A 13,045-nucleotide genomic window follows, 5' to 3' on the forward strand; every position below is an offset into this window, starting at 1 on the left:
GGATGGGAGCGGACGAGGCCCAGCTATTTCCCCGCCATTCCCTTCAGCCGATACAGCGCCTCCAGCGCCTCCCGCGGCGTCATCTCGTCGGGGTTGATCGCGCCGAGCGCGGCGCCCAGTGCATCGTCCTTCACCGGCTTCAGCGCTTCCCGTTTCACCGCCACCGAAAACAGCGGCAGATCGTCGACCAGCCGGTTGGCCTTGCCCGAAACCTCGCCAGCTTCCAGTTGGTGCAGCACTTCCCTGGCCCGCCCGACCACCGCCTCCGGCAAGCCGGCCAGACGCGCCACCTGCACGCCGTAGGAGCGGTCGGCGGCACCCTTGCCGACCTCGTGCAGGAAGACCACGTCGCCTTCCCATTCCTTGACCCGCATGGTGACATTGTGCAGTCGAGCGAGCTTGCTGGCCAGCGCAGTCATTTCGTGAAAATGGGTGGCGAAGATCGCCCGGCAGCGGTTTTTTTCGTGCAGATACTCGACCGCCGCCCAGGCGATCGACAGGCCGTCGAAGGTGGCGGTGCCGCGGCCGATCTCGTCGAGGATCACCAGCGCGCGTTCGCCGGCCTGGTTGAGGATCGCCGCCGTTTCGACCATCTCGACCATGAAGGTCGAGCGGCCGCGCGCCAGGTCGTCCGAGGCGCCGACACGTGAAAACAGCCGGTCGACGACGCCGATATGGGCTGATGCCGCCGGCACGAACGAGCCGGTCTGGGCGAGGATGGCGATCAGCGCGTTCTGCCTGAGGAAAGTCGATTTGCCGCCCATATTGGGGCCGGTCAGCAGCCAGATCGCGCCGTTTTTGGCATTGCCTTCCGGCGACAAATCGCAATCATTGGCGACGAACGGTCCTTCGCCCGAACGCCGCAGCGACTGTTCCACCACCGGATGCCGCCCGCCCGAAATGGCGAAGGCGAGGCTCGCGTCCACGATGGGTCGGCACCATGCCTCGCTTTCGGAAAGCAGCGCCAGTGCCGCCGACACGTCGAGCACGGCGAGTGCTTCGGCGACGGCGCGGATCTTGTCCGCCTCGCCAACGGCTTCCGCCGTCAGCCTGTCGAAGGCGGCAAGCTCGATCGCCAGCGCCCGGTCGGCGGCATTGGCGATCTTCGATTCCAGCTCGGCCAGTTCGGTCGTGGTGAAGCGCATGGCGTTGGCCATGGTCTGGCGATGGATGAAGCGCGCCTTCGCCCCGTCGCTGCTCGTCATGATCGCATGGTTGTTGGCGGTGACTTCGATGTAGTAGCCAAGCACATTGTTGTGCCGGATTTTCAGCGAGCGGATGCCGGTTTCGTCGATCAGCGAGCGCTCCAGCCCGGCGATCACCTTGCGCGATTCATCGCGCAGCGCCCGCATCTCGTCGAGCTCAGCGTTGTAGCTGGAACGGACGAAGCCGCCCTCGCGCTTGAGCAGCGGCAGCTCGTCGGCGAGCGCCCGCGTCAGATGCTCGGCCAGCGGGCGCGGCAGCGCCTCGATCGCCGCCAGCGCCGCCGCCAATTCTGGCGGCAGGGCGGTCGCCCCAAACAGTTCGGCAATAGCGCCGGCGGCCTCGAACCCGGCACGCAGCGCGCCGAGATCGCGCGGGCCACCGCGGTTGAGCGCCAACCGCGACAGCGCGCGTGGCATGTCGGCGACGCTCTTCAGGCTCGCCCGCACCGCCTGGCACAGCCGTGTCTCGGACCGAAAGAACGACACCGAATCCAGCCTTGCGCCAATTGCCGCCGGATCGGTCAGCGGCGCCATCAGCCGGTCGGCGAGCAGGCGCGCGCCGCCGCCGGTCACCGTGCGGTCGATCGCCTTGAACAGCGAGCCCTCGCGGCTGCCGGACAGCGTGCGCAGTAGTTCCAGATTGGCGCGTGTCGCCGGATCGATGAACAGCGTCGAACCCTGCTCCTCGCGCTCGGGCCGCGACAGCGGCGGCCGCTCGGCCTTCTGCGTCTTCTCGACATAGGCGATGGCGCCCGAGATCGCCGACAGTTCGGCGCGGGAAAACGTGCCGAAACTGTCCGGCGTCGCCACCTCGAAGAAACGGGCGATGCGCCCGGCGGCCGACGCTGAGTCGAACAGGCTCGGCGGCTGCGGACTGGCGATGCGGCCGAGCACATCGAACAGCGGTTTCAGCTCCGGATCGTAAAACACCGGTTCGGCGACGATCAACTCGCGTGGGTCGACGCGAAAGACATCGGCGAGCAGCCGGTCGGCGCTGGTCTCGGCAACGCGGAAGGCGCCGGTCGAGATCTCGATCCAGGCCAGCGCAAAACTTCCTTGGTTCCCTGTCGCGCTGCCGCGATCCCCGCTTCTTTGTTCGGCTCCGCCCTTGACCCGGCCAAGTGCCATCAAGAAACTCGATTCCGACGGCGCCAGCAATTTGTCCTCGGTGATGGTGCCGGGCGTTACCAGCCGCACTACGTCGCGGCGCACCACCGATTTGCCACCGCGTTTCTTCGCCTCTGCCGGATCCTCGATCTGCTCGCAGACGGCGACGCGGAACCCTTGTCCAATCAGCTTCTGCAGATAATCGTCGGCGGCATGCACCGGCACGCCGCACATCGGGATGTCGAGGCCCTGGTGCTTGCCACGCTTGGTCAGGACGATGCCGAGCGCCCGGCTCGCCTTCTCGGCGTCGTCGAAGAACAGCTCGTAGAAATCGCCCATGCGGTAGAACAGCAGCGAATCCGGGTTCGCCGCCTTGATCTCGATATACTGCTCCATCATCGGCGTTGCCGGCGCAAAGGCCGGCGTAGCGCTGTCGCTGCGAATGGGCGTTTCGTCGTTCAAGAAGTTGCTTCCAAAATTTCCCAAGCCATCTGCTTGGCGGTTTACAGCGGCGAAGTGTAGCCTTAATCCCGAACGTTCCACAAAAGAAAGCACCGCGCCCGTCTCAACGAGGTGCTGCACGGGTGAGGAAATCGAAAGCATCATGGCCAAGAAAACCGAAAGCAACGGCCCCTCCGTCAGTGCGCAGGAGGCGCTGGAATTCCACGCCATGGGCCGCCCGGGCAAGCTGGAGATCGTCGCCACCAAGCCGATGGCCACCCAGCGCGACCTCAGCCTCGCTTATTCGCCGGGCGTCGCGGTTCCGGTGCTTGCCATTGCCGAGGATCCCAGCCGCGCCTTCGACTACACGGCGCGCGGCAACATGGTCGCCGTCATCTCAAACGGCACCGCCATCCTTGGCCTCGGCAATCTCGGCGCGCTGGCCGCCAAGCCGGTGATGGAAGGCAAGGCGGTGCTGTTCAAGCGCTTTGCCGATGTCGATTCCATCGATCTCGAGGTCGACACCGAGGATGCCGAAGAGTTCATCAATTGCGTGCGTTTCCTTGGGCCGTCGTTCGGCGGTATCAATCTGGAAGACATCAAGGCGCCGGAATGCTTCATCATCGAGCAGCGGCTGCGCGAACTGATGGACATACCGGTCTTTCATGACGACCAGCACGGCACCGCCATCATTTCGGCGGCCGGCCTGATCAACGCGCTGGAAATCACCGGCCGCGACATGAAGACCACCAAAATGGTCTGCAACGGCGCCGGTGCCGCCGGCGTCGCCTGCATCGAGCTGATGAAGGCAATGGGCTTTGCGCCCGAAAACATCATCCTGTGCGACACCAAAGGCGTCGTCTTCCAGGGCCGCACCGAAGGCATGAACCAGTGGAAGTCGGCGCATGCCGTCAAGACCGACGCACGCTCGCTGGCCGAGGCGCTCGACGGTGCCGACGTGTTCCTCGGCCTCTCAGCCAAGGGCGCGCTGACCACCAAGATGGTGCAGTCCATGGCCGAGAAGCCGATCATCTTTGCCATGGCCAACCCCGATCCGGAGATCACGCCGGAGGAAGTCGCCGAAATCCGCGCCGATGCCATCATGGCCACCGGGCGCTCGGACTATCCGAACCAGGTCAACAACGTGCTCGGCTTCCCTTACATCTTCCGCGGCGCGCTGGACGTGCGGGCGACCACCATCAATGACGACATGAAGATCGCCGCGGCGCGTGCGCTCGCCGAACTGGCGCGCCAGGATGTGCCTGACGACGTCGCCGCCGCCTACCAGGGCATGCGGCCGAAATTCGGCCCCAACTACATCATCCCGGTGCCGTTCGACCCGCGCCTGATCTCGGCCATTCCGATCGCGGTTGCCAAGGCCGCGATGGAATCCGGCGTCGCGCGCAAGCCGATCCTCGACCTCGACCGCTACGCGCAGGAGCTTTCCGCCCGCCGCGATCCGATCGCCTCGACCCTGCAGCGCATCTACGACCGCGTGCGCCGCCAGCCCAAGCGCATCGTTTTCGCCGAGGGCGAGGAGGAGCAGGTGATGCGCGCCGCCGTCTCCTATGTGAACCAGCGGCTCGGCACCGCCATCCTGCTCGGCCGCGACGACATCATCAAGGAGAACGCCAGGAACGCCGGCATCGAACTGAACAAGCAAGGCATCGAGATCATCAATGCCAGGCTGTCGCGCCGCAACGGCGTCTACACCGACTATCTGTACGAGCGCATGCAGCGCAAGGGTTTTCTGTTTCGCGACTGCCAGCGCCTGATCAACAATGACCGCAACCATTTCGCCGCCTGCATGGTGGCGCTGGGCGATGCCGATGGCATCGTCACCGGCGTCACCCGCAACTACTCGACGGCGCTCGACGACATCCGCCGCATCATCGACGCCAAGCCCGGCCACCGCGTCATCGGCGCCTCGATCGTGCTGGCGCGGGGTCGAACCGTGATTGTCGCCGACACCGCCGTGCACGATATGCCGAATGCCGAACAGATCGCCGACATCGCCGAGGAGGCCGCCGGCTTTGCCCGCCGCATGGGTTATGAGCCGCGGCTGGCCATGCTTGCCTATTCCACCTTCGGCCATCCGCAGGGCGAGCGCTCCGAACGCATCCAGGAAGCGGTGCGCATCCTCGACAAGCGGCGCGTCGATTTCGAATATGACGGCGAGATGGCAGCCGACGTGGCGCTCAGCGCACGCGCCATGGCGCAATACCCGTTCATCCGGCTGACCGGCCCGGCCAATGTGCTGATCATGCCGGCCTTTCACTCGGCCTCGATCTCGACCAAGATGCTGCAGGAGCTCGGCGGCTCGACCGTTATCGGCCCGCTGCTGGTCGGCCTGGACAAGCCGGTTCAGATCGTCTCGCTCAACGCCAAGGACAGCGACATCGTCAACATGGCGGCGATTGCCGCATATACGGCGGGGGCCTGAGGAGCGAGCGCCTCTTCCTAAATCAGGCCTGCCTGCTCAGCCTCGTGGCGTAAATTCTGCCGCGGCCTTGGCCCGATCTGCTGGATCACCAGCCCGGCCGCCAGCGAGCCGAGATCGCCGCAATGCTTCAGGCTGCGGCCTTGCGTGTAGCCGTAGAGGAAGCCGGCGGCATAGAGGTCGCCGGCGCCGGTGGTGTCGACCAGTTCGCGGATTTCCGTCGCATTGATGGTGACGGTCTCGTCGCCGCGCAGGATGACCGAGCCCTTTTCGGAGCGGGTGACGGCGGCGATCTTGCAATCCTTGCGGATCTGGGCCAGCGCCTCGTCGAAGGAGGCGGTCTGGTACAGCGACTTGATCTCGTGGCTATTGGCAAAGACGATATCGACAGTGCCCGAGCGCATCAGCTCCAGAAACTCCTCGCGGTAGCGGTCAACGCAGAACGAATCCGACAATGTCATCGACACTTCGCGCCCGGCTGCGTGGGCGAGCTTCGCCGTCTGCCGGAACGCTTCCTTGGCGCGCGGCGGGTCCCACAGATAGCCCTCGAAATAGGTAACGGCGGCGCCCGACGCCTTGTCCGCCTCGACATCCTCCGGACCGAGCTCGACGCAAGCGCCGAGATAGGTGTTCATCGAGCGCTCGCCGTCCGGCGTGACGAAGATCATCGAGCGCGCCGTCGGCGGTTCGCCATTGAGCGGCCTGGTGTCGAAGGCGACGCCCTGGGCGTGCATGTCATGGGCGTAGATCTCGCCGAGCGTGTCATTCGAGACCTTGCCGAAGAAGGCGGCGCGGCCGCCGAAGCTGGCGACGCCCGCCGCCGTGTTGCCGGCGCTGCCGCCGGAGGCTTCGAGGGCCGGGCCCATGCGGCTGTAGAGCAGCTCGGCGCGCCTCATGTCGATCAAATTCATCGCGCCCTTGATGATGCCGTTCGTCTCAAGGAATGCCTCGTCGCACTGGGCGATGATGTCGACAATGGCATTACCGATACAAAGCACGTCATAGTTCGGCATCAATCATGTCTCCGCGAAAAACCACCGGCTTTCTGGCATGCCGGCCGCGGGCGGGTCTAGCGATTTGATGCGGCTTTGCCTAGCCAACAATCACGGTTGGATAATGATCGAAGCATTTCTTTCGTGCCTCGCTTACAAGGATGGCGTCGCCGATCAATGTTCCCCCGAAGGTTGCGAACCCGCCATGCCTGCAAAAACCGACATGAAGACCGAGCTGGCGCTCCTCATTGCGCTCGCGGTGCTGTGGGGTGCTTCGTATACCTTCATCAAGATCGGCGTCGAGACGATCCCGCCGGTAACGCTGATCGCAGCCCGAACGTTGATTGCGGGTGGAATTCTTCTCGCCCTCATCCGCTGGCGTGGCCTGACCCTGCCGCGCGATACCGCCAGCTGGCGTCGGTTCGCGTTCCAGGCATGCCTCAACAGCGTTGTGCCGTTCACGTTGATAGCCTCGGCCGAGCGCTCGCTAGACGCCGGCCTGGCCACGATCCTGAATGCGACGTCCCCAATCTTCACCTTCTTGCTGACCGCGCTCATCACGCGCCACGAACCAGTGACCATGCGCAAACTGTTCGGCGTCGGTGCGGGAATAGCTGGAATATGCCTCATCGTCGGCACCCAGGCGCTTGGCGGCCTTGGTCACCAGTTGTGGGCGCAGCTTGCCGTCGTCGCGGCGACGGTCTGCTACGCAGGTGCCGCCATTTTCGGTCGCGGCTTCAAGGGCCTCGATCCGATGATTCCAGCCGCCGGTTCGATGCTTTGCGGCGCCGCGATACTCGTCCCCCTCAGCCTTGTGTTCGACCGCCCTTGGGCGTTGGCGCCATCAACGGCCTCGATCCTTGCTCTGCTCGGACTTTCGGTTTTTTCAACTGCGCTGGCCTTCTGCATTTCCGCCTCATCCATACGCTGGGCTCCGTCGGCACCACCTCGCAGGCCTATCTGCGCGTGCCGATCGGCGTCGGTATCGGGGCCGTATTCCTCGGCGAGAGCCTTGGCCCGACGGCGTGGTCGGGAATGGCCCTTGTTGTCGCCGGCGTGGCTGCGATGACCATTCCTGTCCGCAAGCCGGTGTTTGCGCGGTAACTTGCGTTATCAGCAGCAGTTGCGCTGATGATTTCCCTTTCCTATCTCGGGGGGCGTCCTGCCCAAAACGGGCGCGTTGCATATGGGTTTGAAACGCGATGATACTCGACGCCGCCCGCGCCGCCCTGAGCCGGCTGTTCTCGCCCGAATTCCGCTCGGTTTTCATCAAGACGCTGGGGCTCACCTTGCTGGCGCTGGTGGCCTTGTGGTTCGGGTTGACGAGCCTTGTCGAGTGGCTGGCCTTGCCGTGGTTGGAGTCCCTGATACCCGGCCTGCCGTCCTGGGCCGGCTGGTTGGGCGGCGTCATCGCCGCCATCGCCCTTGCCTTCGGTCTGGCCCTGCTGATCGCGCCGGTGACGGCGATCATCGCCGGCCTGTTCCTCGACGCCGCCGCCGAACTGGTCGAGCGCACCGACTATCCCAATGACCCACCCGGCCGCGCGATGCCGGCACTGCGCTCGCTGGTGCTGGCGATCAAATTCTTTGGCGTCGTCATCGTCGGCAACCTTTTGGCCTTGCTGCTTCTGCTGGTGCCGGGCATCAACATCGCCGCCTTCTTCATCGTCAACGGCTATCTGCTGGGACGTGAATTCTTCGAATTCGCCGCGATGCGCTTTCGCCCGGAGTCCGACGCCCGGGCGTTGCGCAAAAAACATGCCGTCACGGTGTTCCTCGCCGGGCTGGTTGTCGCTGCCTTCCTCGCAGTGCCGCTGCTCAACCTTTTGACGCCGCTGTTCGCCGCCGCCATGATGGTACATCTGCACAAGGCGATCTCGGCGCGGGAAGCGGCTTAGGAGTGCTGATGTTCTGGTGATGCAGGCTTGCGAATGGCGGTTGTAGCCAAACGTTACGCTCCGTTCCGTTTTGTTGGGTTCGGCGCTAGCGTAAAAGAAAACCACGTCCCAACTCGTCCTCGGGTTCGACGATGAATTCGGCCCGGCCGCTGTAGAAGGCGCGGCCGCCGACGCGGGCGATGATGGCATCATGCGGCCCGGTTTTCGCGGTCCTCGCCACGCTGCCGGAAAAGCGCGAGCCGGCGATACTCTCGAACAGCCGCGTCTGGCCGGCGATTTCGCCTCTGGCATGCATCGCCGCCAGCCGCGCGGTGACACCCGATCCGGTCGGCGAGCGGTCGACCTGAGCCTCGGCGAAGACGCATATGTTTTTGGTCGGGCTATCGGAATATGCGTCCTGTCCGTCGGTCAGGATGGTGCCGTAGAGAAAGGCAAGCTCGGCATGGTCGGGATGCGACAGCGGGAATTCCTTCTCCAGCTTCTCCGTCAGTGCCGTCGCCGCATCGATGAAATCGCACACGCGGTTCTTGCCGAACTCCAGCCCGAACTGCCGGCAATCGGCGAGCGCATAGAAGGCGCCGCCATAGGCGATGTCGAATCCGATCGCCCCGTAACCCGGCAATTCGATCTGCTGGTCGCGGGCGAACAGAAAGGCCGGCACGCTTTCGAATGACACAGCACCGGCCTTGCCGTCCTGAACCTCGACCGAGGCGACGACCAGCCCGCACGGCGCCTCGATGTTGACTGTCGTCAGCGGCTCCTGCCGCGCCACCAGCCCCTCGTCGACGGCGTAGCGGCCGAGCGCGACGATGGCGTGGCCGCACATCGTCGAATAGCCCTCATTGTGCATGAACAGCACGGCGAGGTCGGCGCCGGGCAGGTCGAGTTCCACCAGCAGCGCGCCATACATGTCGTAATGGCCGCGCGGCTCGAACATCAGGATCTTCCTGAGATGATCGAGATGATCGCGCACATAGGCGCGTTTTTCCAGGATCGTGCCTGCAGGAATCCTGGGATAACCACCGGTGACGATCCGCAGCGGCTCGCCGCCGGTGTGCATGTCGACGACGCTGAGCTTCATGCGTTGGGTTCGGCAAACAACGCCTGCAGCTTGCCGAACGGCATGGCGGTGCGGGTGAAGCCGAAGGTGCCGTCCTGCTGGATCTCGCGCGCCGCCCTTTCCAGCATGCCGAAGGCGTAATTGGTCAGCCAGGGCCCGAGCGAAATGCGCTTGACCCCTGCCTGGGCAAGATCGGCGATGGTGAAGCCGGGCCTCACCATGACGTTGACCGGCTTGGTCAGCGCCGAGCAGACGGTTTGCACCGTCTCGACATCGCCGAGGCCTGGCGCGTAGAGCACGTCGGCGCCGGCCTTCTCGAAGGCCTGCAGCCGCTTGATCGTGTCGTCGATGTCTGGCCTGCCCCACAGAAAATTCTCGGCCCGCGCGGTGAAGACGAAGTCGTGCTTCAGCGCCCGTGCCGCCTCCGCTGCAGCGGCGACGCGCTCGACGGCATGCGAAAATTCATAAATCGGCTTGTCGGGCTCGCCGGTGTGGTCCTCGATCGAGCAGCCGGCGAGGCCTGCCGCTTCGGCTGCGAAGACAGTTTCCGCGGCACTTGTCGCGCTGTCGCCCTTGCCCTTCTCGAGGTCGGCCGAGACCGGCAGGCCGGTCGCCGCGGTCACGTCGCGGCAGTGGTGGATCATCGCCTCGAAGGTCACCGCGCCATCGGGCAGGCCGCGCGAAAAGGCAAAGCCGGCGCTGGTCGTCGCCAACGCCTTGAAACCGAAGGAGGCCAGCAGTTTCGTCGTGCCGACGTCCCAGGGGTTGGGCATGACGAAGATCGAACTGTGCAGGTCGCGAAAGATTTTGCCCTTGTCCATGGATGCTCCCCAGAGTGCGAAGCGCATTTTATCCCGCCACTGCCCGCCGGGCAAACGAATGCGATTGGGTCAGAAGCGATTGGCGTTCTCTCCTGCCAATTTGTCCAGTGCGTCGGACCCCTTGACGTACGCGGTCCCGTCCCAATGGTAGGTGACGGAGATGTCGCGCGAGGAAGCCTCGGGCGCCGCATCGTCGCAGCTTTCGCCATTCGGCATGGTGGCATCGGTCACCGTCGCCTTGATGGCCGCATAGGGCTGGCCTTCCGCAACGGTCTGAAACGCCAACTCCTGCGTGCGCCTGTAGGCGCACAGGGACTCGTCGAACGTAGAGATCATGTCGATCAGCTCGAACCTGTCGTCGCGGACCAGGATCAGCGGCGTGCTCACATAGCCCTGGCTCGAATTGAAATGCGTGCTCAGGGTGATGATGACGTCATCGCCTAGCCCGATCGGAAGCTTGCCCGGATCGCGGAAATAGGTGCTCCGGTCGACGGCGACATTGACAGCGTCGAGCAGTCTCGGCTTGCCGGCAAGATCGTAGAGCGCCAGCACCGCAAAGCCCTCTGCGCTGTCGGAGGAACTGCCGAGGTCGAACAGTATGGCCAGCCGTTCCTTGCCGCCGGCCCTGATCTGGAGCACGCCAGCATCGGAAAAGCCCGACGTTTCGGGCGGCGAGCCACCGCTATCCCCACCTTCGATATGGCGCATCTCGATCGGCATGGAGCCATCGTAGAAGCCATCCTTATCCGCCGCCAGATCGGGAATGACCATCCTGGCGAGGTCGAGATAGGTCGTGTTCTCGTGGCCGGGGATGGTGCTGCCAAGGTCCGGGAAGCTGACGCCCTGCGCGCCGGCCGCGGCCCACAGACACGGCAGCAGCAAGCAGGCGAGGGTGAAGCGAAACAGGATCGAGTTCATAGGCTGGGCGCCTCCCACTGTCGAACATTGGCAAGCTAGCATGGGCGCCTGGCGCGTCCAGCCGGATAAAAACCTGAAGACCAGATCAGGGGATCGGCACCAGCCCGGCCAGCTCGCGCATGTCGTCAAACAGGATGCCGCCGGCCTCGGTCAGGCCGTCGCGGTCGGAATGCGGGTCGCCGTAGTAGGAAAATACGCGCATGCCGGCGGCAATGCCGGCTAATGTCCCGGCGACGCTGTCCTCGATGACGATGCAGTCGGCTGGCGCGAAGCCCATCGTGCTTGCGGCATGCAGGAACAGGTCGGGAAAAGGCTTGCCGCGCGAAACCATGGTCGAGCTGAACAGTGCATGCTCGAACAGCGGCAGCAGCCCGGTCTGGCCGAGCGTGATGTGCATTTTACTCACCCGCGCCGACGAAGCGACGCAAGTTGCGATGCCGGCAGCGTGCACGGCTTCGATGAACTGCCTGACATAGGGGACGGCTTCGACGCCATGCGCGAACAGGTCCGGCAGACCGGCGTTCCAACGGTCGACGAAATCGGCGCCGAGGCTGGCGCCGGTCGCCTCGACTTCCTTCTGCACCGAGACCATGGCGCGGCCGGAGAAGTTCTTGCGGCAATATTCGAAGCTTGCCGGGTAGCCGGCGGCGCTGAGCCATTCGGCGAGGCGCCGATTGGCCAGGTTCTCGGTGTCGACCAGAACCCCGTCGCAATCGAAGATGACGAGTTTGGGTAGCGACATCAGGCCGTGCCGGTCGATCCGAAGCCGCCGGAGCCGCGCGTCGTTCCGCCGGCCAAGCTGCGCTCATCGACCGTCGCCTGCGTCACCGGGGCGAAGACGATCTGCGCGATCCGCATGCCGCGCGTCACCGCGAAATCCTCGTCGCCAAGATTGATCAGCAGCACCTTGACCTCGCCGCGATAGTCGCTGTCGATGGTGCCCGGCGTGTTGAGGCAGGTAAGCCCGTGCTTGAAGGCGAGGCCCGAGCGTGGCCGGACCTGGCCTTCCACCCCCTCCGGGATCTCCAGGATCAGTCCGGTCGGCACCAGCGCGCGTTTTCCCGGCAGGATCAGCAGCGGCCGGTCGTCCGGCACCGCGGCGCGCAGATCCATGCCGGCGGCGCCCGGGCTTTCATAGGCGGGAAGCGGCAGGCCTTCACCGTGCGGCAGCCTGATGAAGCCGACGGCCGGACCGATGACGGAGGAAGTGTAGAGGGCTGCGCGCATGAGGCTGATCCTATCGCTATCAACGCCGATTCAGTCAACTCGGCGGCCAGACTATCAACGGCTTTCTTTCAGCGCAGTTCCGTTTCAGCGCAGTTCTACGGGGACGATGGTCGTCTCCTTGATCTCCTCCATGACGAAGGATGCCGAAACATCCGACAGCGCCACCTTGGCGATAAGCCGCTGATAGAGCCGGTCATACGCCTTCACGTCGGCGACGCGGGCGCGCAAGACATAGTCGAGGTCGCCGGACATGCGGTAGACGCCGGTGATCTCGGGAAAGCCGCCCACTGCCGCCCGGAATTTTTGCAGCCAGTCGGGATCATGATTGGAGGTCCGGACCAAGATGAACACCGAAAGGCCAAGGCCAAGCTTGTCGGCATCGACCAGCGCCACCCGGCCGGTGATGACGCCGTCTTCCTCGAGCCGCTTGACCCGGCGCCAGCAGGCGTTGCGCGACAGCGACACCCTTTGCGACAATTGGTCGACCGACAGCGTGCCGTCGCGTTGCAGTTCGGCCAGCAATCTTCGGTCGATCTCATCGATTTCCAGCGACATGTGGGATGTTTGTCCCAATAATTGACCAGACACAAGGATATTTTGGGACTAATCAATCAAAACCTCGTGTCAGAATACTCAGCATCGGGGGCTTTTCCCGGCAGGAGGGACCACCATGACGACACCGCTTGCAAGGCTCTTTACCTCTCACCCGGCCAAGGTCGGCGAGACCTATTTCAGCCATATGGCCTTCGCGGCATGGTTCTGCTCGCGTCTGTTCATGGCAGCGTTCGCCGCACTCATTCACGCTTTCTTGCCGTTTCTGTTTGAGACTACGGCCAGCCGAATCGTTCGCGAGCTCTATGAGCGCACGCACAACAGAGGCACACACGCGATCAAGGAGCCTGCGGCTCTCATGGATCGCGCCTGAGGGGGATTAAG

General features: G+C 64.3%; 11 protein-coding genes and 1 pseudogene. 4 read left to right on the forward strand and 8 right to left on the reverse strand.

Features of this window, described 5'->3' with window-relative positions:
- Window positions 1–23: 23 nt before the first annotated feature.
- Window positions 24–2,774, reverse strand: a complete 2,751-nt coding sequence (mutS, locus tag AC0L3O_RS24245) for a DNA mismatch repair protein MutS (protein ID WP_473616816.1) — start codon at window positions 2,772–2,774, stop codon at window positions 24–26.
- Between the two features lie 142 nt (window positions 2,775–2,916).
- Between mutS and AC0L3O_RS24250 the strand changes: the two genes are divergently transcribed.
- The gene (locus AC0L3O_RS24250) at window positions 2,917–5,196 is read left to right on the forward strand and encodes an NADP-dependent malic enzyme (protein ID WP_236379257.1); all 2,280 of its coding nucleotides are present in this window, start codon (window positions 2,917–2,919) and stop codon (window positions 5,194–5,196) included.
- A 17-nt stretch (window positions 5,197–5,213) separates the two neighbouring features.
- Here AC0L3O_RS24250 and AC0L3O_RS24255 read toward each other — a convergent pair whose 3' ends face one another.
- The gene (locus AC0L3O_RS24255; protein WP_473616817.1) at window positions 5,214–6,206 is read right to left on the reverse strand and encodes an adenosine kinase; all 993 of its coding nucleotides are present in this window, start codon (window positions 6,204–6,206) and stop codon (window positions 5,214–5,216) included.
- A gap of 202 nt (window positions 6,207–6,408) precedes the next feature.
- On the opposite strand from AC0L3O_RS24255, the pseudogene AC0L3O_RS24260 reads away from it, so the two are divergent.
- Together AC0L3O_RS24260 and AC0L3O_RS24265 are read left to right on the forward strand one after the other, a co-directional pair.
- A pseudogene (locus AC0L3O_RS24260) lies at window positions 6,409–7,289 on the forward strand (DMT family transporter).
- Between the two features lie 98 nt (window positions 7,290–7,387).
- The gene (locus tag AC0L3O_RS24265; RefSeq protein ID WP_473616818.1) at window positions 7,388–8,083 is read left to right on the forward strand and encodes a sulfate transporter family protein; all 696 of its coding nucleotides are present in this window, start codon (window positions 7,388–7,390) and stop codon (window positions 8,081–8,083) included.
- An 85-nt stretch (window positions 8,084–8,168) separates the two neighbouring features.
- On the opposite strand, the gene AC0L3O_RS24270 is transcribed toward AC0L3O_RS24265, so the two are convergent.
- The 6 genes from AC0L3O_RS24270 to AC0L3O_RS24295 form a co-directional block, all read right to left on the reverse strand.
- Entirely contained in the window at window positions 8,169–9,164 is a 996-nt protein-coding gene (locus AC0L3O_RS24270; RefSeq protein WP_287226808.1) for a proline racemase family protein, read from the reverse strand.
- Entirely contained in the window at window positions 9,161–9,964 is an 804-nt protein-coding gene (locus AC0L3O_RS24275) for an isocitrate lyase/PEP mutase family protein (RefSeq protein WP_287171360.1), read from the reverse strand. Before AC0L3O_RS24275 ends, AC0L3O_RS24270 begins: the two co-directional genes overlap by 4 nt.
- Before the next feature lie 69 nt (window positions 9,965–10,033).
- Window positions 10,034–10,882, reverse strand: coding sequence for a hypothetical protein (locus AC0L3O_RS24280; protein ID WP_473616820.1), 849 nt, complete (start codon window positions 10,880–10,882; stop codon window positions 10,034–10,036).
- Between the two features lie 85 nt (window positions 10,883–10,967).
- The gene (locus AC0L3O_RS24285; RefSeq protein ID WP_287055152.1) at window positions 10,968–11,624 is read right to left on the reverse strand and encodes an HAD family hydrolase; all 657 of its coding nucleotides are present in this window, start codon (window positions 11,622–11,624) and stop codon (window positions 10,968–10,970) included.
- Window positions 11,624–12,109 (reverse strand): dUTP diphosphatase, encoded by a 486-nt coding sequence (gene dut / locus AC0L3O_RS24290; RefSeq protein ID WP_023803741.1) that lies wholly within the window; start codon window positions 12,107–12,109, stop codon window positions 11,624–11,626. The genes AC0L3O_RS24285 and dut overlap by 1 nt, the downstream gene beginning before the upstream one ends.
- Window positions 12,110–12,193: 84 nt before the next feature.
- The gene (locus AC0L3O_RS24295; RefSeq protein WP_023803740.1) at window positions 12,194–12,664 is read right to left on the reverse strand and encodes an Lrp/AsnC family transcriptional regulator; all 471 of its coding nucleotides are present in this window, start codon (window positions 12,662–12,664) and stop codon (window positions 12,194–12,196) included.
- Window positions 12,665–12,779: 115 nt separating this feature from the next.
- Between AC0L3O_RS24295 and AC0L3O_RS24300 the strand changes: the two genes are divergently transcribed.
- Window positions 12,780–13,034, forward strand: a complete 255-nt coding sequence (locus AC0L3O_RS24300) for a DUF6356 family protein (protein ID WP_023803739.1) — start codon at window positions 12,780–12,782, stop codon at window positions 13,032–13,034.
- Window positions 13,035–13,045: the final 11 nt, after the last annotated feature.

This window comes from Mesorhizobium sp. WSM4810, from assembly GCF_055811235.1.

What these genes read in the sequence shown, in the direction of transcription:
- AC0L3O_RS24270 (WP_287226808.1), bottom strand. Translation starts at nt 9,164, where the DNA reads ATGAAGCTCAGCGTCGTCGACATGCACACCGGCGGCGAGCCGCTGCGG.
- AC0L3O_RS24285 (WP_287055152.1), bottom strand. Translation starts at nt 11,624, where the DNA reads ATGTCGCTACCCAAACTCGTCATCTTCGATTGCGACGGGGTTCTGGTC.
- AC0L3O_RS24265 (WP_473616818.1), top strand. Translation starts at nt 7,388, where the DNA reads ATGATACTCGACGCCGCCCGCGCCGCCCTGAGCCGGCTGTTCTCGCCC.
- AC0L3O_RS24300 (WP_023803739.1), top strand. Translation starts at nt 12,780, where the DNA reads ATGACGACACCGCTTGCAAGGCTCTTTACCTCTCACCCGGCCAAGGTC.
- dut (WP_023803741.1), bottom strand. Translation starts at nt 12,109, where the DNA reads ATGCGCGCAGCCCTCTACACTTCCTCCGTCATCGGTCCGGCCGTCGGC.
- AC0L3O_RS24255 (WP_473616817.1), bottom strand. Translation starts at nt 6,206, where the DNA reads ATGCCGAACTATGACGTGCTTTGTATCGGTAATGCCATTGTCGACATC.
- AC0L3O_RS24295 (WP_023803740.1), bottom strand. Translation starts at nt 12,664, where the DNA reads ATGTCGCTGGAAATCGATGAGATCGACCGAAGATTGCTGGCCGAACTG.
- AC0L3O_RS24280 (WP_473616820.1), bottom strand. Translation starts at nt 10,882, where the DNA reads ATGAACTCGATCCTGTTTCGCTTCACCCTCGCCTGCTTGCTGCTGCCG.
- AC0L3O_RS24275 (WP_287171360.1), bottom strand. Translation starts at nt 9,964, where the DNA reads ATGGACAAGGGCAAAATCTTTCGCGACCTGCACAGTTCGATCTTCGTC.
- AC0L3O_RS24250 (WP_236379257.1), top strand. Translation starts at nt 2,917, where the DNA reads ATGGCCAAGAAAACCGAAAGCAACGGCCCCTCCGTCAGTGCGCAGGAG.